General features: G+C 52.2%; 31 protein-coding genes and 1 tRNA gene. 17 read left to right on the top strand and 15 right to left on the bottom strand.

Translation table 11 applies throughout. From position 1 onward, the window contains the following. Positions 1-8 precede the first annotated feature (8 nt). Entirely contained in the window at positions 9-494 is a 486-nt protein-coding gene (locus METFOR_RS06855; RefSeq protein WP_015285388.1) for a GNAT family N-acetyltransferase, read from the top strand. A 291-nt stretch (positions 495-785) separates the two neighbouring features. Next, positions 786-1,931: a tyrosine-type recombinase/integrase gene (locus tag METFOR_RS06850; RefSeq protein WP_015285387.1), complete on the top strand. Its 1,146-nt coding sequence runs from the start codon at positions 786-788 to the stop codon at positions 1,929-1,931. A 46-nt stretch (positions 1,932-1,977) separates the two neighbouring features. On the opposite strand, the gene METFOR_RS06845 is transcribed toward METFOR_RS06850, so the two are convergent. Continuing rightward, a complete protein-coding gene (locus tag METFOR_RS06845) occupies positions 1,978-2,715 on the bottom strand; it encodes a hypothetical protein (RefSeq protein WP_015285386.1) in 738 nt (245 codons plus the stop codon). Between the two features lie 257 nt (positions 2,716-2,972). Here METFOR_RS06845 and METFOR_RS06840 point away from each other — a divergent pair, with 257 nt between their 5' ends. From METFOR_RS06840 to METFOR_RS06820, 5 genes are read left to right on the top strand one after another with little or no spacing between them, the layout of a single operon-like run. Further along, a complete protein-coding gene (locus METFOR_RS06840; protein ID WP_015285385.1) occupies positions 2,973-3,185 on the top strand; it encodes a hypothetical protein in 213 nt (70 codons plus the stop codon). Next, on the top strand, positions 3,163-3,360 hold the full coding sequence (locus METFOR_RS06835; RefSeq protein ID WP_015285384.1) for a hypothetical protein: 198 nt from the start codon (positions 3,163-3,165) through the stop codon (positions 3,358-3,360). The genes METFOR_RS06840 and METFOR_RS06835 overlap by 23 nt, the downstream gene beginning before the upstream one ends. Further along, the gene (locus tag METFOR_RS06830) at positions 3,357-3,590 is read left to right on the top strand and encodes a hypothetical protein (RefSeq protein WP_015285383.1); all 234 of its coding nucleotides are present in this window, start codon (positions 3,357-3,359) and stop codon (positions 3,588-3,590) included. The genes METFOR_RS06835 and METFOR_RS06830 overlap by 4 nt, the downstream gene beginning before the upstream one ends. Continuing rightward, positions 3,590-3,775, top strand: a complete 186-nt coding sequence (locus tag METFOR_RS06825; RefSeq protein ID WP_015285382.1) for a hypothetical protein — start codon at positions 3,590-3,592, stop codon at positions 3,773-3,775. The genes METFOR_RS06830 and METFOR_RS06825 overlap by 1 nt, the downstream gene beginning before the upstream one ends. Continuing rightward, positions 3,772-5,475 (top strand): DNA primase family protein, encoded by a 1,704-nt coding sequence (locus METFOR_RS06820; protein ID WP_015285381.1) that lies wholly within the window; start codon positions 3,772-3,774, stop codon positions 5,473-5,475. The genes METFOR_RS06825 and METFOR_RS06820 overlap by 4 nt, the downstream gene beginning before the upstream one ends. A 741-nt stretch (positions 5,476-6,216) precedes the next feature. On the opposite strand, the gene METFOR_RS15305 is transcribed toward METFOR_RS06820, so the two are convergent. Further along, the gene (locus tag METFOR_RS15305) at positions 6,217-6,930 is read right to left on the bottom strand and encodes a hypothetical protein (RefSeq protein ID WP_148277621.1); all 714 of its coding nucleotides are present in this window, start codon (positions 6,928-6,930) and stop codon (positions 6,217-6,219) included. Positions 6,931-6,956: 26 nt separating this feature from the next. Here METFOR_RS15305 and METFOR_RS06805 point away from each other — a divergent pair, with 26 nt between their 5' ends. Beyond that, positions 6,957-7,181 carry a hypothetical protein gene (locus tag METFOR_RS06805; RefSeq protein WP_015285377.1) on the top strand — a complete coding sequence of 75 codons (225 nt, stop codon included), beginning with the start codon at positions 6,957-6,959 and terminating at the stop codon, positions 7,179-7,181. Between the two features lie 227 nt (positions 7,182-7,408). On the opposite strand, the gene METFOR_RS06800 is transcribed toward METFOR_RS06805, so the two are convergent. Together METFOR_RS06800 and METFOR_RS06795 are read right to left on the bottom strand one after the other, a co-directional pair. Then, on the bottom strand, positions 7,409-8,011 hold the full coding sequence (locus METFOR_RS06800) for a hypothetical protein (protein ID WP_015285376.1): 603 nt from the start codon (positions 8,009-8,011) through the stop codon (positions 7,409-7,411). 678 nt (positions 8,012-8,689) lie between these two features. Further along, the gene (locus METFOR_RS06795; protein WP_015285375.1) at positions 8,690-9,757 is read right to left on the bottom strand and encodes a zinc ribbon domain-containing protein; all 1,068 of its coding nucleotides are present in this window, start codon (positions 9,755-9,757) and stop codon (positions 8,690-8,692) included. A 97-nt stretch (positions 9,758-9,854) separates the two neighbouring features. Between METFOR_RS06795 and METFOR_RS06790 the strand changes: the two genes are divergently transcribed. From METFOR_RS06790 to METFOR_RS06755, 8 genes are all read left to right on the top strand, one after another. Further along, positions 9,855-10,154, top strand: a complete 300-nt coding sequence (locus tag METFOR_RS06790; protein ID WP_048110856.1) for a hypothetical protein — start codon at positions 9,855-9,857, stop codon at positions 10,152-10,154. 269 nt (positions 10,155-10,423) lie between these two features. Beyond that, positions 10,424-10,960, top strand: a complete 537-nt coding sequence (locus METFOR_RS06785) for a hypothetical protein (RefSeq protein WP_048110855.1) — start codon at positions 10,424-10,426, stop codon at positions 10,958-10,960. Between the two features lie 2 nt (positions 10,961-10,962). Next, positions 10,963-11,328: a hypothetical protein gene (locus METFOR_RS06780; RefSeq protein ID WP_048110854.1), complete on the top strand. Its 366-nt coding sequence runs from the start codon at positions 10,963-10,965 to the stop codon at positions 11,326-11,328. Continuing rightward, positions 11,328-11,567, top strand: coding sequence for a hypothetical protein (locus METFOR_RS06775; RefSeq protein WP_015285371.1), 240 nt, complete (start codon positions 11,328-11,330; stop codon positions 11,565-11,567). The genes METFOR_RS06780 and METFOR_RS06775 overlap by 1 nt, the downstream gene beginning before the upstream one ends. Before the next feature lies 1 nt (position 11,568). Then, positions 11,569-11,928: a hypothetical protein gene (locus tag METFOR_RS06770; protein WP_015285370.1), complete on the top strand. Its 360-nt coding sequence runs from the start codon at positions 11,569-11,571 to the stop codon at positions 11,926-11,928. Beyond that, positions 11,925-12,122: a hypothetical protein gene (locus tag METFOR_RS06765; RefSeq protein ID WP_015285369.1), complete on the top strand. Its 198-nt coding sequence runs from the start codon at positions 11,925-11,927 to the stop codon at positions 12,120-12,122. The genes METFOR_RS06770 and METFOR_RS06765 overlap by 4 nt, the downstream gene beginning before the upstream one ends. Positions 12,123-12,124: 2 nt before the next feature. Further along, a complete protein-coding gene (locus tag METFOR_RS06760; protein WP_015285368.1) occupies positions 12,125-12,400 on the top strand; it encodes a hypothetical protein in 276 nt (91 codons plus the stop codon). 620 nt (positions 12,401-13,020) lie between these two features. Then, complete coding sequence (locus METFOR_RS06755; protein ID WP_015285366.1) at positions 13,021-13,203, top strand: hypothetical protein; 183 nt, start codon at positions 13,021-13,023, stop codon at positions 13,201-13,203. Between the two features lie 8 nt (positions 13,204-13,211). Here METFOR_RS06755 and METFOR_RS15545 read toward each other — a convergent pair whose 3' ends face one another. From METFOR_RS15545 to METFOR_RS06735, 6 genes are all read right to left on the bottom strand, one after another. Then, positions 13,212-13,370 (bottom strand): hypothetical protein, encoded by a 159-nt coding sequence (locus METFOR_RS15545; protein WP_158491357.1) that lies wholly within the window; start codon positions 13,368-13,370, stop codon positions 13,212-13,214. 75 nt (positions 13,371-13,445) lie between these two features. Further along, the gene (locus METFOR_RS06750) at positions 13,446-14,027 is read right to left on the bottom strand and encodes a GNAT family N-acetyltransferase (RefSeq protein WP_015285365.1); all 582 of its coding nucleotides are present in this window, start codon (positions 14,025-14,027) and stop codon (positions 13,446-13,448) included. Continuing rightward, positions 14,028-14,174, bottom strand: coding sequence for a hypothetical protein (locus METFOR_RS15800; protein ID WP_015285364.1), 147 nt, complete (start codon positions 14,172-14,174; stop codon positions 14,028-14,030). Positions 14,175-14,331: 157 nt separating this feature from the next. Beyond that, positions 14,332-14,416, bottom strand: a tRNA-Leu gene (locus METFOR_RS06745). 147 nt (positions 14,417-14,563) lie between these two features. Then, positions 14,564-16,426 carry an AMP-binding protein gene (locus tag METFOR_RS06740; protein WP_015285363.1) on the bottom strand — a complete coding sequence of 621 codons (1,863 nt, stop codon included), beginning with the start codon at positions 16,424-16,426 and terminating at the stop codon, positions 14,564-14,566. Between the two features lie 131 nt (positions 16,427-16,557). Continuing rightward, on the bottom strand, positions 16,558-18,225 hold the full coding sequence (locus tag METFOR_RS06735; protein WP_015285362.1) for an AMP-binding protein: 1,668 nt from the start codon (positions 18,223-18,225) through the stop codon (positions 16,558-16,560). 232 nt (positions 18,226-18,457) lie between these two features. Between METFOR_RS06735 and METFOR_RS06730 the strand changes: the two genes are divergently transcribed. Next, entirely contained in the window at positions 18,458-19,012 is a 555-nt protein-coding gene (locus METFOR_RS06730) for a TATA-box-binding protein (protein ID WP_015285361.1), read from the top strand. Between the two features lie 36 nt (positions 19,013-19,048). Here METFOR_RS06730 and METFOR_RS06725 read toward each other — a convergent pair whose 3' ends face one another. The 5 genes from METFOR_RS06725 to METFOR_RS06705 form a co-directional block, all read right to left on the bottom strand. Continuing rightward, positions 19,049-21,745 (bottom strand): DEAD/DEAH box helicase, encoded by a 2,697-nt coding sequence (locus METFOR_RS06725; RefSeq protein WP_015285360.1) that lies wholly within the window; start codon positions 21,743-21,745, stop codon positions 19,049-19,051. Then, positions 21,732-22,487: a metallophosphoesterase gene (locus METFOR_RS06720; protein ID WP_015285359.1), complete on the bottom strand. Its 756-nt coding sequence runs from the start codon at positions 22,485-22,487 to the stop codon at positions 21,732-21,734. Before METFOR_RS06720 ends, METFOR_RS06725 begins: the two co-directional genes overlap by 14 nt. Further along, a complete protein-coding gene (locus tag METFOR_RS14505; RefSeq protein ID WP_015285358.1) occupies positions 22,484-23,254 on the bottom strand; it encodes a hypothetical protein in 771 nt (256 codons plus the stop codon). Before METFOR_RS14505 ends, METFOR_RS06720 begins: the two co-directional genes overlap by 4 nt. A 100-nt stretch (positions 23,255-23,354) precedes the next feature. Further along, on the bottom strand, positions 23,355-23,906 hold the full coding sequence (locus tag METFOR_RS06710; RefSeq protein WP_015285357.1) for a tetratricopeptide repeat protein: 552 nt from the start codon (positions 23,904-23,906) through the stop codon (positions 23,355-23,357). Positions 23,907-23,985: 79 nt separating this feature from the next. Continuing rightward, complete coding sequence (locus tag METFOR_RS06705; protein WP_015285356.1) at positions 23,986-25,023, bottom strand: DUF3821 domain-containing protein; 1,038 nt, start codon at positions 25,021-25,023, stop codon at positions 23,986-23,988. Positions 25,024-25,114 lie beyond the last annotated feature (91 nt).

Here is a 25,114-nt window from a genome sequence, read left to right as displayed (position 1 = left end):
ACAGAGATATGGTGAAAATCGAGAAAATTATCGAGAATAAGAAACAGTTCCTTGACTTATTGCTGCTGGCAGACGAGCAGGAAACCATGATTGACAAGTATTTGCCGGGTGGTGACTTGTTTGCTTTATATGACGATGATTTGAAAAGTGTTTGCGTTGTCGTGCCGGTAACCAGCGAAACCTGCGAACTGAAAAACATAGCAACATACGAGAACTGTCAGGGCAAAGGGTACGGAAGAGCATTGATACAATTCATTTTTGATTTCTACAAAAACGACTACAAAACAATGCTTGTCGGGACAGGAGAAACGCCGGCAATCCTGTCGTTTTATGAACGTTGTGGATTTGAAACCTCACATCGGGTAAAAAATTTCTTTGCCGACAATTACGATCACCCGATTTTTGAGGGTGACATACAACTTGTTGATATGATTTATCTTAAAAAGGATTTACAGGAACAGCGGGATTGTATTACAGACGAAAAAAAACGCTGAACAAATAAACACTTCCGCCTGCAACGGCTCAAACGCCATGCGGTTTTCAGAGGTTTTTAAAAGCAACAGTTCCCGTATCGTAGTTTTTACTCGTGGGATACAGACGCGCCTTGCAATTTAGGGAAGCATTGAGAACAATGCGGTAGTACAAGAAGAGTTCAAAATGTACGAAATACCTATCAAAAGCCGGATGCGAGGAGCCGGATTCGAACCGGCGAACCCCTGCGGGACTAGCCCCTCAATATAGCGGTAAACAAAGGGACTATAAATGACCTGATACTATTATCTTTCATGGACCTGCTGGGGAAATACAAAAAACTGGATTATATTAATCAGAAATACTTCTCCGAGTACCTCCGGCACATGCAGCTCCGGAACATCCAGCAGACCACGATCACCACGAAACTCTGGAAGGTATACGGCTTCCTGCTCTGGTTCGACATGAAGGACGCGAAGACGGCCAGCACTGAGGACCTGGAGAACTTCTACCTGCACCGGAAGCAAACGAAATCAGCGGCCACAGCGTACGGGGATATCCAGGAGCTCTCCGTTTTCTATCACTGGCTGGTACCGGACCGGGAGATCATCACCTTCAAACCGCAACGGCCCAAGAACGATATCCGCCCGGAGAAGGTCCTCGCATCGGATAACGTCCGGAGCCTGCTTGAGACCTGCGAAAACCAGCGGGACCGGGCCCTGGTCGCGGTCGTGTGGGACTCCGCGGCCCGGATCTCGGAGGTCCTGAGCTGCAATGTCGGTCATGTCACGTTCGACCAGTACGGGGCGGTGATCTCAGTGAACGGGAAAACCGGCAGGCGCAATATCCGGTTGGTGTCAGCGGTCCCGGACCTGCAGGCCTGGTGCAATATTCACCCGATGCGGAACGACCCGGACGCCCCTTTATTCGTCACATCCAGAAGGAGGGGAAGCACAACGCCCACGAGACTGACGCCGCGCCGGGTGCAGAACCTCTTTGCACGGCTGGGCGATCTCTCAGGCTGCCCGAAGAACACGAACCCTCACGCATTCCGGCATGGTCGCCTCACCTCCCGGGGAAGACAACTCACTGAGGCAGAACTCAGGCAGTATGCCGGGTGGTCCTCAAAATCCGCAATGGCTGCGGTTTACGTCCACCTCTCCAGCCGTGATATCGACAACAAGATCCTCCAGGTAGAGGGGAAGCTGAACGATGAGGAGCCGGCCTTGGATCCTATGGCCCCGATCATCTGTCCGCGGTGCAAGACCTCCAACCCGAGTGATTCTCGGTTTTGTAAAATCTGCTCGATGACACTGACCGACCAGGTAGCTCAAGAGCTGGCTGAGGCCCAGCGGCAAGCGGAGGCCCTGCCGGAGTACCAAACGGAGATGCAGCGGATCCAAACAGAGATGGCCCAGCTCAGGGCAGAGATGGCGGTGATAAAGAAAGAGGGTCTGTAAGAGAGAAGAAATTCACGGGAGCGCGTAAAATGAAGGGAATTGATCATTATTCTATTATTTTTTCAAGTCTCACAATTCTCTCTTTAAAGTCATCAATAAACGATTGTACTTCGGGTACCAATTCGTCCCATAATTCTTTATCTTGTTTCAAGGAATAAACGAACCCATCGATATATGGACCGTACTGATCTTCATACAATTCATTAACCAGGGTCTGTCTATACTCATCACAAATCATCTCAACAGTTACTTCCTTACCACTCCAATGATATGAGTTTTTTACCGAATTACATGTATGACGTAAAATATCACACCAAATTTGGGTCGAAATATCGGGAATATGGACCATGTAAACAGGTTGTTGCCATTCAACAGGATTGTGGGAAAAATAATCCTTTGAATTATTAATAAAAAAATCCCATTTCTCCAATAGATCAGGAAAAAGCTCTTTGTGAATTTTTAGAAATTTACTCACTTCATCGAAAGACACGACAGAATTGTTCTCAATCATTGCACCCGTAACTAAACAAAATCCATACGGCGTAAGATCGTAGATTTTCCTATTTTGATCAGTTTTCCCCTTTATCGTGTCTTTTAATTTAATTAGTCCCATTTCCCTCAGGGTCTTAAATGCGAGTTGTGTCGTTGATAATTTGAAGGATAATTCTTTATTCATGCGATATGCATCTATCGGACCATTAAGGGCAATATGCAATAGAATTTTAGTTTGATTTTCGGGCAGAGTTTTTGTTCTTTTTTGAGTGCGGGGTTCGATATTTGACATGATAATAACTACCTTGAATAATACTAACAACGTTGTCAGTATATAACATTTCTTATTGGTATATATTGGTAAGAGTCCTCATATACAAATATGGAACAACTTTGTAGTGTTGTTCGGGGAATGATGCTCAGCCAATCAATGGTTGTGGTCGTTCCCCAAGAGATCCGCAATCGGATGGGTCTCCAGCGCGGAGATAAATTTTCCGTCAAATTCGACGATCAAAACCGGATCATCTATGAGCAGGTCGGGAGGCCCCAATGAGTGGGACGATTATTCCCGCAACTCCCGCCTTCCGCATCCGCCGCGATGTGCTTGAGCAGCTCGATCCCTTAAGAAAAATGGCAGCGTTGTCCGCAATCAAGCGTGGGCACTGGCTCCTCGTAGAGAGCAACGATAACAACCAGCCAATCGTTACACCATCGCGTGTGGCAGCGACAGGAGAATTATATGGAGCGCCCGCCCTCTCCTGATTTTACACCTGTCAAACGGGCCGGCGCAATCCTCCTGCTCGAAAGCGTCCAGTGGGATCCCCAGCGCCTGACCCCGGGCCAAACACTCAGAATCCGTGAACTCTTTTTCTTGAACTCTCCGGAGTCGGAGATGTCTGTTGCTGAGCTCGTGCAGGCCGGGAGGATCCGATCATGAGCGGGTCCGCATCACGCCGCGCCGAGGTGCTCATCGAACTCATCCAGGAGGGACGCATCACCACGCCCGGCCAGCTCCGTTCATGGATAGATGCTGCCGCGTTTTTACCTCCCCGCCTTAGAGAGCACGTCTTCAATAGGATCGAGCCTTCGATCGGTCCGAACGGCATATCACACTTGAGAGGCCTGCTCCCATTCCCTCCCACTCAGGAAACCGGGGTGACCGGTTGATGGAGGCCTATGTCCCGCCCGGCCGAACGCCATTCCTCCCGTTCGGGGCCCGGTCCGGCTGGGAGCTCCTGACCGCGCTTGAGGCCCGCCATGGAACTTCGGTTTTCGGATATGATTTGCGACCTGAGAAGGATCTCATCACTGAATGCCTGGCACTCATGCAGAAGAAGGGATACGCCATATGACGCCGCCGCCATCCGATCTCATTTTCACTGATGAAGAGCAGGCCCGAATCGCTGCCGGATGTGAGGCAGCCCGAAAGAAAGAAGTGGAGCGGGTCACCGCTGAAAAAGTAGCCGATGAGAAACGCGAAGGCGTCGATTATTACGGGATTGCTCAGGAGCTCCTCCGAAATGGAGATCTCCTGTCATTCAATGGAGCGGTGTTCCGGTACCGGGACGGAATTTTCCGTGAGGATAAAGGGCAGCTCGAAAGCCAGATTCAGACCGTCCTGCAATATCGGGGGATGGGTGCCAAAGAAAAAGTCACAACAGCCACGGCCCAGGTAAAGCACTACATTCTTTTCGACTCCCCGAATCTTGAATATCCTTTCAACCAATCCCCGAACGCAATCCCTCTGGAGAATGGAGTCCTCTTGCTGGACCTCGAGACCGGCACGGCAAGCCTCGTCAACCACTCCTCCGAATACAGATTCAATTACAAGATCCGGGCGAAGTATGACCCCGCCGCCAAGACCGGGGCCGTGATCGAGTATCTCAATTCCCTTGGGGTCGATAAGGACCTCCTGCTCCAGATCCCCGCTCACTCGCTCCTTTCGATGCTCGGCCGGGTATACAAGCGGGCGTATTTCCTGAAGGGGGACCGGGACAGCGGGAAGAGCACGTTTATCCGGCTTGTCACTCATTGTCTCTTCGGCCCGGGGACCTGTTCGAATATCAGCCTCCATGACCTCCTCTTCGACCGGTTCCGACTCGCAGATCTTGACGGGAAGATCGTAAACGCCTATGCAGATCTGGCAGACTCGAAGATCGGTAACATAGGCTTGTTCAAGGCATTGACCGGTGGGGATGCTGTTACCGTAGAACGAAAGCACAAGGATCCTTACTCGATGGTGAATCGGGCGGTCTTTCTCTTTTCTGCCAACAGGTACCCGAAAATTAAAGGCGGGGATGATGCCTGGTGGTCCCGCTGGATCGCGGTGAACTTCGAACGGTCATTTACCCGGGACCCTGACTATGATACCCGGCTCTTCACAGATGAGTTCATCTCAGGCTTTTTGCTCCTGATCATCGAGCGCATGACCGCGATCATCAAGTCAAAGGATCTCATCACCACAACGAACGTAGAGCGCGATTGGCTGAGCGATGCCTCTAGCGGCTATGCATTCATCCGGGACTGCCTGGAACGCTGCAAAGGGGCCGTGTTGGTGAAGAGAGATCTGTACGCCTCCTATGTGGAATATTGCCATGATGCGGAGTTCGAGGTCGAGTCCCAGAAGGATATCACCGAGCTCCTGAAACAGGCAGGGGCGATCGATGCGTACCCGAAAATCAATGGCCGGCAGGAGCATTGTTACCAGGGTTTCAAACTCAAGAACCTCTCTCCCATTTTCCCGGATGCTGTAAGGAAAGATGCTGATAACCAGCATACCCTGCATATCTCCCCCGGTGAACGGCGTGAAAAAGTATCCGATATGCAGGATATTCAGGGTATTTCTAATTTAAAAGGAAGTACAGAAGAAAAGGAAGGTACCGGTACACGTAATGAAAAAGTAAACGGCTCCAATCCTGCATACCCTGCATACACGGGGAAAACCAGAGAAGAACTGACAGACGTCCTCCTCAGCTACGGAAATAACCCGGCCAAGGTCCCGGACGCTGAAGCATTCCGGACGGCCTGGCAAGCTGCAGGGGGCCCGCGATGACGCCAACATCACCATGGACAAAACGTCCATGGTTGGCAGCACCGGACGGGATCCTTTTCCATCAGCAATCAAACGGTTATGCAAGTCGTGAAGGCCGCAATTTTCCCTTAAAATTCCCCGCATATGGAAAAATATCGGGACATAGCGGGACAATTTGCGCAGATCAATTTCACCTTTTCAGACGTGGCAAACGCGCAATAGTGCGCAATTTTCTGCGCATGTGCGTGGTTGTGATCACCGTTTCACGTCTGGTATACCGCGGCATAACGCGACATTTTACCCGTTTTATCAAAACCGTCGTCGGACAGCTCAGATATAATCCGCGACATTACGTCGGTAGTATACTGCGTTATTCAGAATTATTGAGCGCCCTAAAGGGGGGTCGATTTGACTGGAACAGATCGATTCGATCCATCGGGTCCACGACGAATGAACCGAACCATATCGCACCATTTGAAAAATATCGATCCATTTTCATGGAAAAATCTGGAGGAAGCACATGAAAGGCCGCCCATGCACAATTTGTCAGCATCCGAAAAGAAAGGAGATCGATCTTGCCATAGCCGGGGAAAAGTCCACAATCCTGGATATCGCTGCACGCTATTGCGTGTCCCGCCACGCTATCGCACGACATAAGCAACAAGGGCACGTCCTTCGGGTACCGGATAACGAAAAGGCCCTCGAAGTTTTGCACGCACTTACGGCAGAGCTCGCCGCAGCCATTATGGAGGCCCGTCAGAGTCAGGATGTTCGGATCAAGCGCGGGGCAATACGGCAGGCCCAAGAGGTAGCGGCGACCGTGCTGAGGTGTACCACAATATGAATATCCGGGTGATGATGTTCGGAACACATGGGCAATATCCTCCTTTCTTGAGTGATTCCTGGGGAGGGGTAATGCCGTGTCTCAACAGAGCCCGCCGCATTGTCATTGCGGTCTTCCTCGAATCGTTTGTCAAAACTCGGGGGGAAGGTAATCCGTCCCCTCGTCATGCTTACCAATCTCACAAAAAGGAATGAAAGAACATGACTGAAGTAGAATCGAACGAAAACCAAGCACCAGTAGTACAGAAGGATAAACACGGCATTGAGATCGTTACTGATTTTCCAGAGCCTCAGTTTCCCGGTCAGAAGGGATATGAATGCTGGGCATTTCTCCAAACGAATAACCTTAAATCCTTTTTTGCCCGGTTCCGCCGGTTGGTCAATGTCAACGGGCTCCACTATGCAGAGGTGGATTATTCTCACTTCTCGAACACCCCACAAAGAAAAGTCCGGTGGATCCTCCTCGCTGATATTCCCGAACTTGGGGCGCTCCATCCTGGGGTCGACGTCAATTGCATCAGACTCTTCGGTAAAACGTACGTCCTGGCTCTTGAAGGGCAGGGACACGGCCGCAAACTCTCGCAAACAGAGTGGGACCAGATCTGCAAGGGCCGGCACTGGTATCCGGAACATTACAACCACCTCGTGGAGACCTGATTATGGTCATTCTCTCATCGGAAGAAGTCTTGGATAAACTCAACAAGGACCTGCTTGAGATCGCGAAAAAGAAATATTGCGAGACCCTGGTGGAGTGCGGAGCAGCTCGAACAATGGACGAGGCAGCCCGCATCGCGTCAGTTGAACCAAGTTCTGCAATCGCCGAAACGAAGATGGAAGATCCCAAGATCCAGAAGGCCCGTGAAGATGCACGTTTGACAGCCTGACCGTCAGCACTTCGAGATGGCTGAGCGGGTGTATCCGATGCCAGCCGCGATATCGGTAAGAGGGATGAGGCTCTCCCCCCTCGCCGACTCTTCCTTTGATCGTTTGATTGACTATCAAGCCTGCAAAGGGGGGTTTGTTCTCCGAGCGGTTGATCGGGCGGGTAACTGCCGAGCCGGGCTTGACAATTTTATTGTCATTTTATTACAATTTTATTGCAATTTTATTGTCATTTACGTCTGCTTTCGATTACAGCGTTTGTACAGAACCGGTAACGGGGATCCACCAGGTATACCAGCATCCTCTTCTCGTCTTCGGATCCGATTTCAACAACTCTCCCATCGAGTTCTCTCTCTATCGGTGCTGCGCGTTCATCATGACACCCTAAGAATTTCCATTGAGTCAATCCCAGATCCTGATACTCATTTAGTTCACGCTTAAAAATCCGAAGGTTATTCGGCATTTTTTTTATTGCTTCATATAATGCAGTTAATTCTTCTACCTGTGACAGTTGTGATTCAGTAAAAAGTGCTTTCTTTTTATCGAATGGACGTTTTGTTACCCGGATTGCATTTCCGCAAAATTCGCATGCGGTTTTTCGAGTTGGCATCTTTTTCAGAGCTTTGTGACAATAAGGACAGATCGGTTCAATAACTCCAATGTTTGGGATTGTCACGGCCTCAGGGGGTAATTGCGCAACGGCATTTTTTAGGAGCTGGTTGTAATCAATCCGTCCACCCCCGGAGGCATTAAAAGAGCTCGATCGTGATTGCCGAGGATCAGATTTACTGGTGCTGGATAATAATTTCACAAATAAATTCAGGATGCCCATGTGATCCGTTGTATTCTAATAACAACATAAAGATGCCTAAATTGATTCCGGAACCATTCATCCATCAACACAGATGAACGCTGACTGACACGGAAACCTCCATAATAGAGTGGGTAAACTTTCTCGGCCTTCCCGGCATTGGGTACGTACCAGGTTGGGGACGTAACGTCCCCAAGTGGTAGACAAAATGTCTACCTCTCCGGTTATGAGACATAACAGTCGCCGGTTGTCTACACTTTCCGCTGCCAGGTCTCGGTTCTGAAGGTCCGGCAGGATCTGCAGGGCCCGGCAAATTATGCGACCGGGCCTAGTGCCCACCACAGCGATTAACCTCACCTCAGCGGGCGAAAGGATCGGACAAACGACCAAGGCCTCATCCGTTTGTCATACCCTCATGCCTGCACATGTTACATGTGCACCTTCGATCCGTTCGCTCCTTTTATCGTTTGATTGATTGACAAATCCGGCAAGGACAAAATGTCCTCTCAGGTTGATCAGGCTGGTTGCTGCCGGCCCGGGCTTGACGTAACGTCAAAAATATGAGATAAGAGTGAGGGCTAATTCATCGCGGGGGTATAATCCATCGATCGACACCGAGAAACGCCAACAGAAGCGCAGGGTACTCAAAGGAATGGGGCGCTTTCCAAGACACGACTTGTCTGCCAGATCCATTGGGAGTTATTTCTTTTTTCTGGTGTTTTTGATATTTGCATTACCGATCTGTTCATCAATCTCCACCAACCGGCCGCGATCCTTCATGCTCTGGATCGTCTCCGGGGAGATCCCATACACCCTCTGATACTCTTCCAGCTCTGCGGTAGTACGGTACAGGGGATCCTTTACGGGTAATGTGGATTTCCTTTTCGTTTGAAGGCTCCCCACCGGTTCGGCACAATATGGACAATAGTTCGCATCGCTTGGAATCGACCGATTACACTGTTTACAGGTATGAATTTCACGTATGTATGATACACATGTCTTCTGTTCGTCGATAATCGATACTTCTCCCTCGGCAATCATCGCGTCGAGTTCCTGCGCATACATCGGGAAATCACGCTTGATGTTGGCGATGTTCTGCCGGGTCAGGGGATATGTTGCTGCTGCTTCGGGTATAAGAGATCTCATTTTTTTCAATGATGGTTTGTCAATCAATACGATCTGTCCATCGTGTACCATCGCCTCTAGGAGGTCGGGAGTCACGCCAGGGATTTCTCGGGCCGCCACGCGCTCAAGATCGGCGCGGGTCCGGTACAGGGTAGGTTGTTCATCAACGATCTTGATCTTCCCCTTGGCCAGAGCAGAGGCCGTGACTTGGTCTCCGAAATGTTCGCGGAACCATGCTAGCTCGGTCGGATTGACGGGGATCGGGGCTTTTACTGCTGCTCCGGGTATGGGAGATTTCATATTGTTCAATAATAGTTCGTCGATCTCGATCAGATCCCCGTCGTCCTTCATCTGCTGGATGCGCTCGGGTGATATCCCGTAGTCCCGTTGGTACCGTGCGATGTCAGCACTGGTCCGGTACAGAGGGGGTTTCGCTGCTGCTGACGCGGGCATGGGTGATTTTATCATTTTCAATGGTGTTTTGTCGATCAGTACCAGATCCCTGTCTTTTATCGCTGCATCGACCTTGTGAGCCGGGAAGAATCGCTTTAGGTAATCTACATCGGCATGGGTGACGGGCGCGTGAGCTGCTTTAGATATGGGAGATTTCCGATCTCCGCGGTTCTGTGCTCGTTTAGCCATATTGTCAGGAGGGGAGTGTAACGAAAAAAAGGTATGGAAACTTCTCACAATGCTCTAAATGAAAAACCTTTTAACAAGTTTTTGATATCAGTAACTTATGGAAGATAAGAACGATTTAATAGGCAAAAGAATCCGGAACAATCGGATCGCATTTGATAAACTAAAAGGTGATTATGAAAGGCAATGTAGAGATGGTGATGAGATCAAACGTTTGGAAGATGAGTTGGCATTGAAAGTGCGCCTATATCGAATGCAATCCCGAGGTATCGACGCTCAAATAGATGCGCTCCAAAAAGAGATAGAAATAACAGAATCTGAAATATTCGCCATCCCTGAAGTGGCAGAACGATATCGCAAAAATCTTGCCAAAATGAGGGTAGAGAAAAGAGCCGTTTAATTATTCAATCTTCGACACCGTGAGGCACTTCTTATCCGGGTGAATGATCACGCGGACCTCTTCACCATCAGAGAAAGGGAATTGACTATCACTCGCAACTTTTGCTGGGATCGAAACGTATCTCGTATCCGCTTTATCACTCAGTTTAATAATCCGGCCTTTTCCTTCCTTTGGCATTATAATAAGTATTTTAGTAAGTAATGTATTTATACTTTAACGTTTTACTTATTATTGTAGTAAGTGAAATACTTACCAAAAAGGTGAGCGTGATGTTACAACAGGAAACATCAGAAACGATTGGCGGCCCGGTCCCGCGCCTGGAAGCTCAGGGAACAGGATCCGCCATCAGTGTATCGCCATCAGCACAAAAAATCGTTATCATCGGGTCGCCGTTCGTCCGGACCGGCTCGATCGCCATGGCCGGGCAGGCCCTTCGTATCAGGTATTCCGCCTTCGACAAGACCCACGAAGCAATCATCGAGACGCGGGACCTGGAGCGCCTGGTCCGCGACCGGTTCGCCCCGCCCGCCCCGGTTAAGCAGATCCGGCAGGGCATCGATGGCACTCAGGTCACTGATAAGATCGGGTACGCATGCCGGACCGTGAGCGGCAAGGCCCTCAAGATCCAGACCAGCACAAGCGACGGGGATATGGTGGTCTCGTGGACTACCCTCCTTCAGGTCGTGAACCAGAAGATCCGCTCCGCACACATCTCCCGGATCAAGAACAACCAGCCGGAGGCCCCGCGTCCTGCCCAGGTATCAGTTGGCCGGAACATCCGCGCCGGACTCGCGACGGGGTTTTGAGTATGGCAGCCAAAACCAATGAAAACCCATTCAGAGCCCTCATTGATCATATTGCCTGCAACCATGCCGGCAATGGCGCGATCGATTGCGTCCTGTTCCGTGATGAGGTCCCTGAGGGATTCTCCCGGATTATGGACTTCCATATCCCTGCCGACCTTAAAGCGGATCTCTCTATGGGGATGCTGGCAAAGGTCCTATCGCGAGATATAGAGCCGGGAGCTGTATGCCCTTCAACGGTCTTATTGAAGTCCGGAGTGCGTGTCGGGGATCTGCTCTGTGATACCATCGATGACAGACCGATCACCATGAGAGGGATCTCGAAAATCGTTTGCCGTACATCAGCGGCCCGTGCAGCGGGGTGCGCCTAATGTCAGATAAAGATCAGACTGACGTAGAGGCCCAGGCGCTCCTGAGGCAGAACACTGAGAACATGGTGGAGGTAAAAGCCAGGCTCCCGAAAAAATGGGTCAGTATGATCGTGACCCTTCAAGAGTGGGAGGATAAGGATATCGATGTCGGAGAGTACGTCCGGGAGGCCGTCAGAAGTAATCTTCATGCTGACCTCGAATCGATGTGGCAGGGGCCGGTATCTGAGGAGGGCCGTTAAGATGGCGAAAGACCCACTCGATGAGTTCATCGACCATATCGCCTGCACCGATACCGACGCTGGCAGCGGCGAGGCGCTCCTCTTCACCCGCCGGATTCCTTCCGGCTTCGTTCCACTCGGCGAGAGCTCCCAGATATCCGGAAGTGACCGCGGGAACATCATCATGGCATTCATCCAGAAGCACAACACCAACACCCTTGAGAAGAACATGCCGTATTCCATGCCCGTCCTGATTGAAGAGGGAGATCGAGCTACTGAGGACCTCGTTCAAAAGATACTCGACGATGAAAAATTCCTTAAAAAAGTGGCCGATAAGATCGCGGAATCAATGTCGCAGCGCGGCCGGGGGGTGCCGGCATGATCGCGGCTGGCTGCCCGAACGTGCCGGACTGCGAACTGTGCCCAGAGTTCGAGCCATGCACCCGGGCATTCCTGGAGGATGTGGCCCGCGGTCAAACCAATATTATTTTTGCAGGTGAGATCACGTTCGACCCGATGGACCTCCCTGAGTATCGCGATCTTCTCGGCGGATCCCCACTGTTAGCGGAGGCGTAATAATGGTAAAAGAGAAAATGGCAACACTCAAAATCAGAGTCCCGGCCCGATGGGCGGAGTTCATCGAAGAGTATTATCGGATCACCGGCTTGAACCGGGACGATGAGATGCGGGGCAACATCGCCTCCAGTATGGAGGGCTTCATGCTCGAAAGCGGAGAAATCTCTATGCTTGAGCGCTCCCGTCTCATCGAAAAATACCATCTCCTGGATGTGTATCCCGCGACACTCTATACCGGTCGTAAACAATGGGCTGCTGCAGCCTCAACAACATCCTAATCCCCCCAACCTTTTTTTATTCCACCATCAATCAGTCATTCATGAGCAAGAGGGAAGACCCCAAATCCATATTAGAGGAGTCCGAGCTTTCTCAAGAGGATCGAGACCTCGGATCACGACTACAAGCCGGAGAAAATGTAGAGTGGGAGATCAGAGCCAAAGATCCTCACAATAGGAGATATTCTATAGATCCGTGGCCATTGGTTGATCTGTCAGAAAATCCGGATTGTTATCAGAAGATGATGAATGACATTGATGCGGCCATCAAGAAGAATATTCTCGAATGGAGTCAGAACAAACCATCTACACAACCTCGCACAAGGTCCCGAAAGGTTGTCCTTGGTGGGAACCCGTACAAACAATGCTCCAGCTGTTTAAGTCTGAATTTTGTTTATGTAAAATTTTGTCAAAATTGTGGCGCTCATTTCAAATGAGTTTTCGGAGTTTTCGGAGTCTATAAAAAAAGATATTTCTCTTCATTCACGAGCAGCCTGTGTCAAATGTCAACGACGTGAAAATCACTTGCCGAATATTCGGTAACAAAAAAGAGTGTCACAAATCATTCACTTTCTCACCGCTCATAGCCTGAGGGCATATCCCCAGGGTCGGACCCTGATCGCATGGACGAGATCGCCTCCCGCTGGTGTATGAAGCACAACACGATTTCCAAAATGATCGAAATGCACGGGGATATGGATACCTCTCTGAAACCCTGCCGGCTCGAGGCCTGCGAAGAGTGGAAGAAACGCGGGGATCAGTGTTATCAGATGGCGAGGGTCAGCAGGTCCAAGCATAGGGTGTGACGGCAGCACTACGGTGAGAACTCAGACCGGTTAATCTCGTTACCGTTTGGATCCTCCTCAATAACGATAACCGAATATCCATTTCTAAGCAATTTATCGACCTTTTCTATCTGGTGCTCCCCATATTCTCCCGGTTTTATTTTTAAAACTTTTTTTCCAGCAGCCATGAATCACAGTCTATATGCAACACCCAATATACTTTCCATCAAGAGAGCCACACCATGTGTTTCTGTAGCACTCTCTCATGGTGAACGGGCCTCGTCGTAATCGCTTAATGGTGCGCCTGTCCTGAGTCTCTCAAGTTCCTTATGGATGTCAATATACAGCGGAACAGTCTCGCGATCCTTCAATTTTCTTGGATCGATGATAGCTTCATGAAAATCAAACCGTTTGTAAAAATCAACAGCGGTGGGTTTTGCATCGACTGTAATGATCCTACACCCGATATGCTTAGTGAGTCCGATCCAAATTGAATAAATCTTCAAGAGCATTGCCCGACCGATTCCTTGCCGTTCAAATTCTTGGTGGGTTGCCAATCGGGCAATTTTCAAGGCGGGATACGTACTATATTCGAAACCAGGATCCCCATCTCTGTCATCAAGTTCCTTCTTCTTGATGACGTCTGTAACCAATGTGAAATATCCTACGAGTCTTCCTTGATAAAAAACAAGTCGTGTTGCAGATGTCCGATCTTGTTGGTCCTGAAAGGCATTCTCCACCAAATAACCCTTCAATTCAGCATTTTTACATTTAAAAGAGGGGAGATAATGAAGATGATCAGCAGTCAGAACTACGAACTCGAGATCATCAAGGCTGACACTCATTTAGAAACGCGATCTTTCGGCGAGATCCGCTGCTTCCCTGATCAGCTTGCGACCTTCTTCTGAATAGGTCGGATTATCAATATATTTTTGGAACCTGATTGACTCGTCCCGATCAAGGATAAGTCCAAGCTCTATCGGCTTTGCCATGTCGCACACCTCTCAAAACAGGCTCGCCTGAACCTGTATTGATATAAAATATGCTTTTATTACTTAAAGATTATTGCAACATCACAACGACGATTTTTAGTTTTTATCAAGGTGTTTGGAGAAAAACGAGCGGATTACTTTGTTTACGACGAAATTATGCGAAGGATGGGATTCGAACCCAAGAACTCCTGCGAGATCAGGCCCTGAACCTGACGCCGTTGACCTGGCTTGGCTACCTTCGCATGGGTAATGATTTTGAGGTTTTGCACCGCGATAATGCGCCTAAACCTTGTCCAAGGCCCTGAAGCTAGCGCCTTTGACCTGGCTCGGCGATCCTCGCGCCTGTATAGATTACCCGCCGGATTAAATAAAGGTAGGGGAAAACATAATCAGGCTTTTTTCTGTCCGTTCATCTCGCTCTGGAACTTCTTCATCTCTCGGTCGCGGAGTTCGTTCCTGCGGATCTTGCCGGAGATTGTCTTGGGGAGCGATTCGACAAACTCGATTGCCCGCGGGTACTTGTACGGTGCGGTCACTTTCTTGACATGGTTCTGGATCTCGCGGATGAGCCCTTCGGACGGGGTGAATCCCGGCTTTAAGATGATGAAAGCCTTGACTATCAGGCCACGGATGTCATCCGGGGACCCGACGACTGCGGCTTCCTGGACAGCCGGATGTTCGATCAAGGCACTCTCGACCTCGAACGGCCCGATACGGTAGCCGGAAGCCTTTATCACATCGTCGTCCCTGCCGATGAACCAGAGGTACCCGTCTTCATCCTTGTACGCCTTATCCCCGGTGTAATACCAGTCGCCGATAAAGGACCTCTTGTTCTCCTCGGGATTGTTCAGGTACTCGCGGAACATCCCCACGGGGCGGGGATTGCAGCGGATCGCAATCTTGCCTTCTTCATGGAGCGGGACCGGCTTCCCGTGATCATCATGGAGCTCAATCTCCCACCCGGGAGAGGGACGCCCCATCGAGCCGTACTTCGGCTGCATGCCCGGGAACGTACCAACGCACAGGATCGTTTCGGTTTGTCCGTAGCCTTCGTAGATGGTCAGGCCGGTTGCATCCTTCCATGCCTTGATGACCTCGGGATTGAGAGGTTCGCCGGCACTGACACAGTGCCGGAGCTCGGTGAAGTCAAACTTGTCGAGGTCCGCGAGGATCAGCATCCGGTAGATCGTTGGCGGAACACAGAATGTTGTGATGCCGTATTTCTCCATGAGCGGCAGGATCTCGGTTGCATTGAACCTGCCCCGGATGTCGTAGACAAAGATGGCCGAACCCTCGATCCACTGGCCATAGAACTTGCCCCAGGCACTCTTGGCCCATCCCGTATCGGAAAGGGTCAGGTGGAGATCGGTCGAGCGGAGGTCATGCCAGAACCGTGCCGTGACAATATGCCCGAGCGGGTAACTGTGGTCGTGGACCACCATCTTTGGTTCACCCGTGGTGCCGGAGGTGAAGAAGATGACGAGAGGATCGGTGCTTTTGGTCTTTTTCATTCCCGGAAGGGTGACGAGTTTTGCCGAAACCGGGGCTGGGTAATCGAGCTCCACCGGATAGCTGATCCACCCGTCACGTTTCCCATCGATCAGCATGCGGCAGGTAAGCGACGGGCAGTCTTTCATGATGGCATCGATCGTATCGGCATGTTCGATGTCGGTGATGACCATCTTGATCTCGGCGATATTGATCCGGTATTTCAGGTCTTTTGCCGTCAGCATCGTGGGCGCCGGGCAATAGACAGCACCGCGTTTGATCAGGGCGATGGTGGCGGTCCACCATTCCGGGATCCGGGGGAGCATGATCAGGACGCGGTCTCCCTTGTTCACACCGTACTTGATGAACATATTCGCGATCTGGTTCGAGAGGCGCATCAGATCCCAGAACGTGAATTTCTTCTCCTCGCCTTTCTGGTTCACCCAGATCATCGCAAGCTTGTTCCGGTCTTTCTGTGCCCAGGCATCGATGACATCGAAGCCGAAATTAAAAAATTCAGGGACATCGATCCGGAAGTTCTTTGCCATGGTCTCGTAATCGGGCATGTTATGCTGGTCAGGGAAGATGGTTTTTCCGGTGGACGGGAGCGTAGCGGAGCTTACCGCTATTGCGCCAGGGGCAGTCGAGAGGTGAGCCTCGCACGCTTCGGTAATCCACTCGGATCGTGACAGCCGTTGCTTTTTGGCAGACACATCAATAGTGTCAGCAAGGGTATCGTCCATAGTGATGGAATATCGCACCATACTGATCCATTTAGTGGTGCACTTATTACATGTTTCGTTTTACTATGTGCATCAGATCCTGGGGGAAGACGCAACGAATCCAATAGAAAAAGAGAGAATACGAGAGAGATGTTTACTGCACCACAAAAAAATTATTTGCTGTCAAGGTATTTTTTCAGTTCTACCGCACGGAGTTCATTGCGCTTGATCTTGCCCGAGATGGTCTTGGGGAGTTCGCTGACAAATTCTATCTGCCGGGGATACTTGTAGGGCGCCGTGGTGCGTTTGACATAGGTCTTGATCTCCCGCACCAGCGATTCCGAGGGTTCGTATCCCTTCTTTAAGACAACAAATGCCTTGACAATAAGCCCCCGGATACGATCCGGAGACCCGACAACGGCAGCCTCCCGCACGGCCGGATGCTCCAGCAGCGCACTCTCGACCTCAAACGGACCGATACGGTATCCAGAACTCTTGATCACGTCATCATCACGCCCGACAAACCAGAAGTACCCGTCATCATCGCGATATACTTTATCACCAGTGTAATACCAGGTGTTGACAAACGACTTCTTGTTCTCATCGGGGTTGTCAAGGTATTCAACAAAGAGGCCCGGTGGGCGGGGCTTGCAGCTGATGGCGAGCCTGCCTTCCTCGTGGTTTCCCAGTGCCTTGCCGTCATCGTCATGCACCTCGATCTTCCACCCGGGAGAAGGTTTACCCATGGAGCCGGGACGGGGCTCGATAGTCGGGAACGCGGCAACACAGCAGCAGGTCTCGGTCTGGCCGTACCCTTCGCAGATGGTCAGGCCTGTTCCTTCTTTCCAGACCCGGATCACTTCCGGGTTAAGCGGTTCACCTGCGCTGGTGCAGTGACGGAGCGAAGAGAGATCGAACTTTTCCAGGTCGGCAAGAATGAGCATCCGGTAAATTGTCGGGGGACAACAGAATGTGGTGACCTGGTACTTCTCCAGCAGGGGAAGAACCTCGGTTGCCTGGAACTTTCCGGAAAAGTTATACACAAAGATGCAGGCGCCTTCGATCCACTGGCCGAAGATCTTGCCCCATGCACACTTGGCCCACCCGGTATCGGAGACCGTGAAATGCAGGTCATTATGCTTCACATCCTGCCAGAGCCGGGCAGTCACGATATGTCCCAGCGGGTACCCGTGGTTGTGGAGAACCATCTTGGGTTCACCAGTGGTACCGGAGGTGAAGTAGATGAGCATCGGGTCGGTGCTCTTTGTCTTGAGATCATCCGGGATGCTCACGGACCGGTGGGAGACCGGTGCCGGGTAAAGCAGCTCGTAGGGGAAACTTGCCCATCCCGCAAGTTCCCCATCTGCAATCATCCGGGAGGTCAGGGTCGGGCACTCGTTGCAGATCTCTTCAACTTTTGATGCATTCTCGAGATCCGTTATGATCATACGGAACTTTCCCTTGTTCACCCGGTACTTGATGTCGCGGGCGGTGAGCATGGTGGGACAGGGAGCAAAGACGGCACCCAGCTTGATCAGCGCGATGGCGAAGATCCACCATTCGGGAATCCGTGGAAGCATCAGGAGTACCCTGTCTCCTTTGTTGATGCCATACTTGAGCAGGATGTTTGCAGCCTTGTTGGCGAGGTTCTTCAAATCGAGAAAACTGTATTTCTTCTCCTCTCCCTGCTGGTTCACCCAGATCATCGCAAGTTTGTTCCGGTCCTTCTTCGCCCACGCATCGATCACATCAAATCCGAAGTTATAGTATTCCGGCACATCGATGGCGAAGCGTTCGCACATCCGGTCGTAACTATCTGTGCCATGAACGGTCTTTTTCATAGGATCGGGAAGAATGTTTTATCCGGTTCTTTTTCAATCTGCCTTTTTGGATTCAGGGGCAGGCTGGCAGGACACTATCGGATACTGCCTGTTACAACACCGAAGAAACGGACGACCGGGGGGATGAAAAGAATCTTCCGGCACGGCAAAAACCGTCGGAACATCCTGCTGGTGAGAGGACATAAAGGTTCTCCATTAGTATTATGATTCAGAGCACAGCATAGTATAGTGGATGGCTGACAAAAAGTACGCGTCATTGAAAATCGAGAATATCGTAGCTTCCGGCGTAATTGCCGATTCTATCAATCTTACAGAAGTCTCCGGCAAGATCAAGAGCTGCGAGCTCAATACCAAGCGGTTCCCGGGAGCAGTCTACCGGATCGAAGACCCGAAGATCGCATCCCTGATATTCTCTTCAGGCAAAGTCGTGCTGACCGGTATCCGCGACAAGAAGGCACTCACCGACGGCCTTGGCATCATCATCAAGTCCCTCAAGGCTGCCGGTGTCGACACCTTCAAGGAGCCCAAGGTCGCAATCACCAATATTGTCTGTTCCTATGATATCGGGAAATATATCAACCTCAATAAAGTGGTCATCACCTTAAACCTGGAGAACATCGAGTATGAGCCCGAACAGTTCCCGGGCCTCGTGTACCGCATCAAGGAGCCCAAGATCGTTGCGCTCCTCTTCTCTTCAGGAAAGATCATTCTCACGGGCGGAAAGAACCTCGAGGACATCAAAAAGGGCCTCGACTTCCTCGAGCAGAAACTCGAGAGCATAATGTAATATCCCCTTTTTTTCCCCGTATTTGTGATTACCGCGTCAGGCCCAGTACCGGTGGGTCTGGACAAAAACGCGTTCCGCTTTGAGGATTTCGCGGTAGAAGGCATCCCCATCTGCCAGCGTTCCGAGGATCCGCGAGGCAACCTCCGGCCCAACGCCCCGGGCAGAGAGTGCGATGACTGCTTTTTTCCCGCTCGAAAGAACGATGTTGGCATTTCTCAGGAGCCGCTGTGTTGTCGCGCGTTCTTCGACATTCTTCCGCTGCTTTTTTACTACGGCGTATTGCTCCTCCTCATAGGGTTTCAGGGCCGCAACCAGCCGGGCACCGCACTTCGGGCATTGTGGATGCTCGTCAACGCGGGAGACTACCGTCCGGCTCTTCCAGTCCCGGCAGTTCATGCAGGCAAGGATTACATCGTCCTGACTGAGCCGGCGTTTGAGCGTGGCAAGCACGGCACTGTCAGCCGTGGGCGGGGGGATCTGGTCACGGGATGAGAGGAGCCCCCCCGCCCCGATAAGGGAATGTGGCCCGAGGGCGACGTTGATCTTCCCGTTCCGAACAAGGGTCACGATCGCTGCTGCGGTGTCGATATCCATGTACTCGGAGAGCAGCTCGCGATAGGCTTCCTGCTGGACAACCGTATTATCAAAGAAGTCGAGAAGACGCTGGATGCTGATCTTCTCATAGTCGGCATCGGGATCAATGGCCCCGAACTTCTTTGCAATCTGGACCAGCTTCCACTTGAAGAGTGCGGTTCGCTTCAGGGCAAGACGGAGGACACCGGGCATTGTAGCCGGGTCCAGGGAGAGCAGGAGGTCACGGACATCTGCCGCGCGGATGGATGAGGGGAGACGCAGGAGCATCCGGTACGCGTCCAGTTCGAGCCCGACCGTTGTACCATGCCGGGCAGAGAGCAGGATCGAGAGGACTCGCCCGAGCGCCTCGTTTGCCTTGTGACCGGCACAGACATTGCAGACCACCCCGTCTTCGGTATTCTCCAGCGTGATCAATTCGTCTGTCGGGACAAGTGACCTGTTTTTGTCCATTTCCCGGAAGAATGCGGAGGCAAAGGCGAGCCCGTCAGGTTCCGTTCGGTATTCCGCAAGCAACCGGGTCCTCCGGATGCCGCCTGCTTCCTGTGCAACGGAGTGCGGGACCGGGATCTGCTCGCCTTCCCATGAGGGGAGCTCCCCGATTGCCTTCTTTGCAGGTTCTACGGTCAGTTTCCCGTCGGCAATCTCAAGGACGCGCCAGAGCTGTCCCTTGGTGATGAAAACAACCCCGGTGTGCACCCAGCCGACAACAAACGATTCGTCCAGGGTCCCAACCGTGCGCCGGGAGACGATGTCGAAGATGGGTACCTTACGCTCATCATGGATCATTGAGAGATTCCCGGCAAGGTACCGTCGTGCCCGCGCAGTAGTGATGATCCGGCTCCCGTCAATCCGGATGAGACGGTGGTCCTCCATCTGGTGGCAGACCTTTTCCAGAAGTTCGTCACAGTCAGGGAACAGGATCGTCCGCTCGCAGATCTCGCGGATCCGCGAACGCTCGATCTCCCCGTATTCGACCGCAATCGCCGCAACCTGGTTTGCGAGAACATCTGCTGCATGCCGCGGCAGTACCACCGGTTCGATCTCGTTTGCGCCCGCCTTCCGGGCAATGACAAGGGATTCCAGCAGGTCGTCAAATCCTGTTGCAAGGATGGTGCCGCGCGATATGGTATTCAGCTGGTGCCCGGCCCGGCCCACGCGCTGGACCAGGCGGGCAACCTCACGGGGCGAGCCGAATTGGATGACATGGTCAACGCGGCCGATATCGATCCCGAGCTCCATGGATGAGGTGCAGATGAGGGTACGGATCTCCCCTTTCTTGAAACGCTCTTCTGCATCGATCCGTACTTCCTTGGAGAGCGAACCATGGTGCACCTCAACATTCCCGTGGCCGAAGAGGGCGTGCCCGAGCGCTTCCGCGGTGACCCGTGTATTAACGAAGACAAGAGTCGATCCCTCGCGCTGTAAGTATTTTTTCAGCACTTCGATCTGGTGACGGAAATCGTCGCCAACAAACTGCACCGAAAGGTCCAGCTGTTTGGCTACCGGCACCTGCACAACAGAACAGGGCCGGTCCCCACAGAGGAATCCTGCGATCTCCCCGGGATTTCCCACGGTTGCCGACAGGCCAATTCGCTGGAATTCCCCGGCGTACACGTGGAGCCGCTCGAGCCCGACTGCAAGCTGCGCACCACGCTTGCTCCCGGCAAGCTCGTGGATCTCATCGATGATGACATACCGGACATGGGCAAGGTGCTGCCGGAGCCGTTTTCCCATGAAGAGCGCCTGGAAGGTTTCCGGGGTTGTTATCAGCAGATCCGGAGGCGAGAGTGCCTGTTTCCTCCGTTCGGCCATCGGCGTGTCGCCATGCCTCACACCCACGGTAAGGCCAAGCTCACCGCACCACCACTGCATGCGGGAGAGGATATCGCGGTTCAGGGAGCGCAGGGGCGTGATGTAGATAGCCTTGAATCCCCCGCCGGCTGGGAGGGTGATGAGGCCGTCAAAGACCGGGAACATCGCGCTCTCGGTCTTACCGGTCCCGGTGGGTGCAATGAGGACGATGTTCTTCCCATCAAGAATGAGCGGTATCGCCTGTTTCTGTGCATCGGATAGGGAGGTAAAGCCGCGTTTCCGGATACAAGAACGGACCCGCGGATCCAGCCGTTCAATCGTCTTCATCCTGCACCAGTGCACTGAAGGGGCCGATGTATGTCCCATCGGCAAGGATGATCTCAGCGCTCCCGGCGTCCATGCACCGTGACAGCGGGGAAAAGGGATCTCTGACTATCCGGGAGATATCATAGCCGGCAAGCTCGTTGAAGGCCGGCATGAAAAGAAGCCGGGTCTGTAAAGCCCGGTCTTCGGGAACAGAGATGTCACCCTTGCCGGCCATCAGCCCGGCCCGGATATAGGCTGGTTCCTGCAGGGCACACCCGATCTCATCACGGAGGGCCAGGAGCGGGTGGTGGTGCCCGACAACGATGAGATGGCCATACAGATCGGGTGCAGGATACATATGCCCGTGGAGAAAGCCGATCCCGTTAATCAGCATCCCCTCCCGGGGACAGATTTCAGATTCACGGGCAAACCGCTCGATGCCGGTATCATGATTGCCGGGAAAGATGATCAGGGGAGCCCGTGAGCGCACGGTTTCCATAATCCCCGGCAGTTCATGGTATTCCTGCCGGGTCAGGGAAGGAATGCTATGCTTGATATCCCCCAGGAGAACAAGCCGGTCCGGGTCGGTGAAATCGATGACCCGCATCAGCCGCTCCAGGCGTTCTGCACTCCGGCTGGCGAAATGGAGGCCGTGGGCTGCAAGGTCGGACTCGATCCCAAAATGCAGATCGGACACAACCAGCAGGCGCTCTTCGTTCTCGATGACAAGCGCCGGGCCGCTGCGGAGGAATTCCAGTTTCATAAGAGCCTGACGTACCCTTTCCGGGGCTGGTAGCACTCGTCATCCACAATGAGTGATTCGAGTGACGCGAGCACTGCTTCCTTACTGATTCCCTTCCCGGCCAGCACTGCAATCACTTCTTCAACTGCAATGCCCTGCGGACCGGGAGCATTCCCGACCAGTTCCCGCACATCAGCCATGACGTCTGCTGCGACTGTTGCGGGAGCCGCCTCCGGCGGACGTATGCCCTCAACGACGCGCTCCACCATCTGCACCAGTTCGTGAAGATCCTTTGAGGTGGTGGCATAATGCTGCATTGCTCTTCTCAGTGTTTCATCGGAACAACCGCCAGTAATCGCGCGGTGCATCTGCCCGATGCGGTGAAGCGTGTATTCCGCAGTTGAGAGATAGATCTGGTCGCGGGTAGCCCGGTCAATGGGCAGTATCTGGTCCGGGCGTATGGTGGGGGAACCGGGCCTTCTGGTCTGGTTCATCTGGGCAAGACCGGTTACCGTCACAAAGGAAGGTATCGGGATCGCAGTGATGGCATCCTTCAGCGCTCCTTTTCTCCAGGAGATGAGATCGAAGGCCCCGGTAGGATCTGCCACACGGCAGCGTGCCATGTCTCCGGATTCATCGGCTTCCGTTAAAACCCCGGCAAAAAATACCTGCCGGCAGCAGGCACCGGTCGGTGTAACGACCCCTCCCGGAGCACCGCTGTCTCCCGGGGGTTCAACGAGCGTTGACCGGGAAAACTCCCCGGCAAATACCCTGGCTGCACCTTCCATGATCCGTACTACTATGGTCCAGAATAACTATTCAAGATATAGCCCGTGACAAGGGCGGTGCAGGTATCAGGAATTATCATTGCGCGAAAAAAGGGAGCATCTACTGCATGAAACGAGCCTTGCAACAGACGAGGGCTACCAGGACCGAACATACAATGATACCGGGATGCAGGGGACTTTTCGCTGGAGACGGGGTTGCCGGCACAGAAGTCTGACCGGGAACCGTCACAGGAGGAACAAGACCGGAGTCCAGGCTGTATGCCCGTGCATAGGCATCCGCTGCCTCGCTCGTCCGGCCCAGTGCACGGAGCGCATCCCCTTTACTGTAATACGCCGCAGCATAGGCATTGGGAAGATCGGTTGCATTGACCGAGACAACGCGATCCGCTGCGACAATCGCTTCTTCGTACCGGCCCAGCTGTACAAGGATGCCTGCTTCGTTTGCCCATGCAAGGGGCATGCTCTCGTTTAAGGAGAGCGCCTTCTCGTTTGCAACAAGGGCGGCAGAGAACTGGCCGGCATTTGCCAGGTCTACGGCCTGATTATACCAGTACCAGGGATTTTCTTCAGCAGGGATATCATCAGCCGCGAGTGCCGGGGTGACAATCATAAGGGTCATAACTATGACGATGAGTCCTGTTCTGAGATGCATGGAAACACTCCTGTAGTGTAGTTGTGCGCGATCATTAATAACCTGGTCAGGATGGGAAAAAAGGGAGAATATTCGCTCATCAATCCCTGCGTTGCGCAAGAAGGGCCCCGGCACCTGCAAGACCAAGAATACCTGCCCAGGCCGTAAGGGGGGAATAGGTGACTTTTGCCGGCGGTTCCTCAATGGTAGTTACCGGAAGGGTAACTGCCTGTTTTGTCACAGCAGTTGTCGGGGGGATTGTTTCAGGAGATGTGGTGACAGGAGTTTCTGAGGGCACAGTGGTCGTTTGCGTTGCAGGAGACTCAAGGGGAAGGAAGGTGACGCTGGCCGATGAAGTGGTCCTACCACTCTGCGTATCTGCACTGATATACGAGTCCTTCATGCCACCGAGGTTCTGGACAACCGTGAAGGTGTAGGTACCGGTCGGATAGAGATAACCACCTGTTGTGTCACGCGAGAGCCGGTTCCATGCTTCCAGGTTTCTGCCATAGTAGGTCGGACTTGTCATAAATGGCGTTCCATCGAATATGAGGATCTGGGTGCTGGAAGATCCGACACTGCCGGTATAGATATTTTTCATGTCTTTCCCGACCGGGTTGGTCAGGGTAACAGTCATAAAACCGTCGGCAGGAGTGAGCTCGGTCCGGTTTGCATACGACAGGGCCTGGTGAAGGTTCGTGTCAATGCGATACGTGATATTTGTCGTGACGGGGACGGCCTTCCCGGAAATGTCTTCGTTCCTGTCAAGGTCCCAGACCCGGATGGAGATTGCCGGTTCATGAACATTGAGGACAACGAACGTGGGCTTCTTGTCTTCGCAATACCAGTTGCCGGGATAGCCACTAAAAAGATCCGGGCTGATATTGAAGTGGTTGACCGGAAGGATTACGTCATTGACCCGTTTGATCGTGATATTCTTCGTAGCCGGGCCAGACATATCGGCTTCATCCGCCCACCAGGCAATCACCTTGCAGTCACGTATTGCCGAACTGATATCGAGATCGGTTTCTCCAATGAAGACCGGTGCGCCGCTTGCGATCTTTTTTGTACTGGCTGCTGCGGGAGAACAGACCAGGAAAATGACAATAAGGGCGCAGAAAATATATTTTATTTGCATGGAAAGTAATTTCAAAACCCTTATGATAAACGTTATGACATTCAGTACTCACAGCACGCTGTTCCAGATACCTGTACAATGATTTTCAAGG

It is taken from the genome of Methanoregula formicica SMSP (assembly GCF_000327485.1).
Classification (GTDB): domain Archaea; phylum Halobacteriota; class Methanomicrobia; order Methanomicrobiales; family Methanospirillaceae; genus Methanoregula; species Methanoregula formicica.
The sequence above is the reverse complement of the archived record's forward strand: the minus strand, read 5'-3'. Positions and strand labels throughout refer to the sequence as shown.

Bases quoted from the DNA above. Each gene is read 5' to 3' on its own strand.
- METFOR_RS06855 (WP_015285388.1), top strand. From the start codon at position 9: ATGGTGAAAATCGAGAAAATTATCGAGAATAAGAAACAGTTCCTTGAC.
- METFOR_RS06850 (WP_015285387.1), top strand. From the start codon at position 786: ATGGACCTGCTGGGGAAATACAAAAAACTGGATTATATTAATCAGAAA.
- METFOR_RS06845 (WP_015285386.1), bottom strand. From the start codon at position 2,715: ATGTCAAATATCGAACCCCGCACTCAAAAAAGAACAAAAACTCTGCCC.
- METFOR_RS06840 (WP_015285385.1), top strand. From the start codon at position 2,973: ATGAGTGGGACGATTATTCCCGCAACTCCCGCCTTCCGCATCCGCCGC.
- METFOR_RS06835 (WP_015285384.1), top strand. From the start codon at position 3,163: ATGGAGCGCCCGCCCTCTCCTGATTTTACACCTGTCAAACGGGCCGGC.
- METFOR_RS06830 (WP_015285383.1), top strand. From the start codon at position 3,357: ATGAGCGGGTCCGCATCACGCCGCGCCGAGGTGCTCATCGAACTCATC.
- METFOR_RS06825 (WP_015285382.1), top strand. From the start codon at position 3,590: ATGGAGGCCTATGTCCCGCCCGGCCGAACGCCATTCCTCCCGTTCGGG.
- METFOR_RS06820 (WP_015285381.1), top strand. From the start codon at position 3,772: ATGACGCCGCCGCCATCCGATCTCATTTTCACTGATGAAGAGCAGGCC.
- METFOR_RS15305 (WP_148277621.1), bottom strand. From the start codon at position 6,930: ATGTTCCGGATACCAGTGCCGGCCCTTGCAGATCTGGTCCCACTCTGT.
- METFOR_RS06805 (WP_015285377.1), top strand. From the start codon at position 6,957: ATGGTCATTCTCTCATCGGAAGAAGTCTTGGATAAACTCAACAAGGAC.
- METFOR_RS06800 (WP_015285376.1), bottom strand. From the start codon at position 8,011: ATGGGCATCCTGAATTTATTTGTGAAATTATTATCCAGCACCAGTAAA.
- METFOR_RS06795 (WP_015285375.1), bottom strand. From the start codon at position 9,757: ATGGCTAAACGAGCACAGAACCGCGGAGATCGGAAATCTCCCATATCT.
- METFOR_RS06790 (WP_048110856.1), top strand. From the start codon at position 9,855: ATGGAAGATAAGAACGATTTAATAGGCAAAAGAATCCGGAACAATCGG.
- METFOR_RS06785 (WP_048110855.1), top strand. From the start codon at position 10,424: ATGTTACAACAGGAAACATCAGAAACGATTGGCGGCCCGGTCCCGCGC.
- METFOR_RS06780 (WP_048110854.1), top strand. From the start codon at position 10,963: ATGGCAGCCAAAACCAATGAAAACCCATTCAGAGCCCTCATTGATCAT.
- METFOR_RS06775 (WP_015285371.1), top strand. From the start codon at position 11,328: ATGTCAGATAAAGATCAGACTGACGTAGAGGCCCAGGCGCTCCTGAGG.
- METFOR_RS06770 (WP_015285370.1), top strand. From the start codon at position 11,569: ATGGCGAAAGACCCACTCGATGAGTTCATCGACCATATCGCCTGCACC.
- METFOR_RS06765 (WP_015285369.1), top strand. From the start codon at position 11,925: ATGATCGCGGCTGGCTGCCCGAACGTGCCGGACTGCGAACTGTGCCCA.
- METFOR_RS06760 (WP_015285368.1), top strand. From the start codon at position 12,125: ATGGTAAAAGAGAAAATGGCAACACTCAAAATCAGAGTCCCGGCCCGA.
- METFOR_RS06755 (WP_015285366.1), top strand. From the start codon at position 13,021: ATGGACGAGATCGCCTCCCGCTGGTGTATGAAGCACAACACGATTTCC.
- METFOR_RS15545 (WP_158491357.1), bottom strand. From the start codon at position 13,370: ATGGCTGCTGGAAAAAAAGTTTTAAAAATAAAACCGGGAGAATATGGG.
- METFOR_RS06750 (WP_015285365.1), bottom strand. From the start codon at position 14,027: ATGAGTGTCAGCCTTGATGATCTCGAGTTCGTAGTTCTGACTGCTGAT.
- METFOR_RS15800 (WP_015285364.1), bottom strand. From the start codon at position 14,174: ATGGCAAAGCCGATAGAGCTTGGACTTATCCTTGATCGGGACGAGTCA.
- METFOR_RS06740 (WP_015285363.1), bottom strand. From the start codon at position 16,426: ATGGTGCGATATTCCATCACTATGGACGATACCCTTGCTGACACTATT.
- METFOR_RS06735 (WP_015285362.1), bottom strand. From the start codon at position 18,225: ATGAAAAAGACCGTTCATGGCACAGATAGTTACGACCGGATGTGCGAA.
- METFOR_RS06730 (WP_015285361.1), top strand. From the start codon at position 18,458: ATGGCTGACAAAAAGTACGCGTCATTGAAAATCGAGAATATCGTAGCT.
- METFOR_RS06725 (WP_015285360.1), bottom strand. From the start codon at position 21,745: ATGAAGACGATTGAACGGCTGGATCCGCGGGTCCGTTCTTGTATCCGG.
- METFOR_RS06720 (WP_015285359.1), bottom strand. From the start codon at position 22,487: ATGAAACTGGAATTCCTCCGCAGCGGCCCGGCGCTTGTCATCGAGAAC.
- METFOR_RS14505 (WP_015285358.1), bottom strand. From the start codon at position 23,254: ATGGAAGGTGCAGCCAGGGTATTTGCCGGGGAGTTTTCCCGGTCAACG.
- METFOR_RS06710 (WP_015285357.1), bottom strand. From the start codon at position 23,906: ATGCATCTCAGAACAGGACTCATCGTCATAGTTATGACCCTTATGATT.
- METFOR_RS06705 (WP_015285356.1), bottom strand. From the start codon at position 25,023: ATGCAAATAAAATATATTTTCTGCGCCCTTATTGTCATTTTCCTGGTC.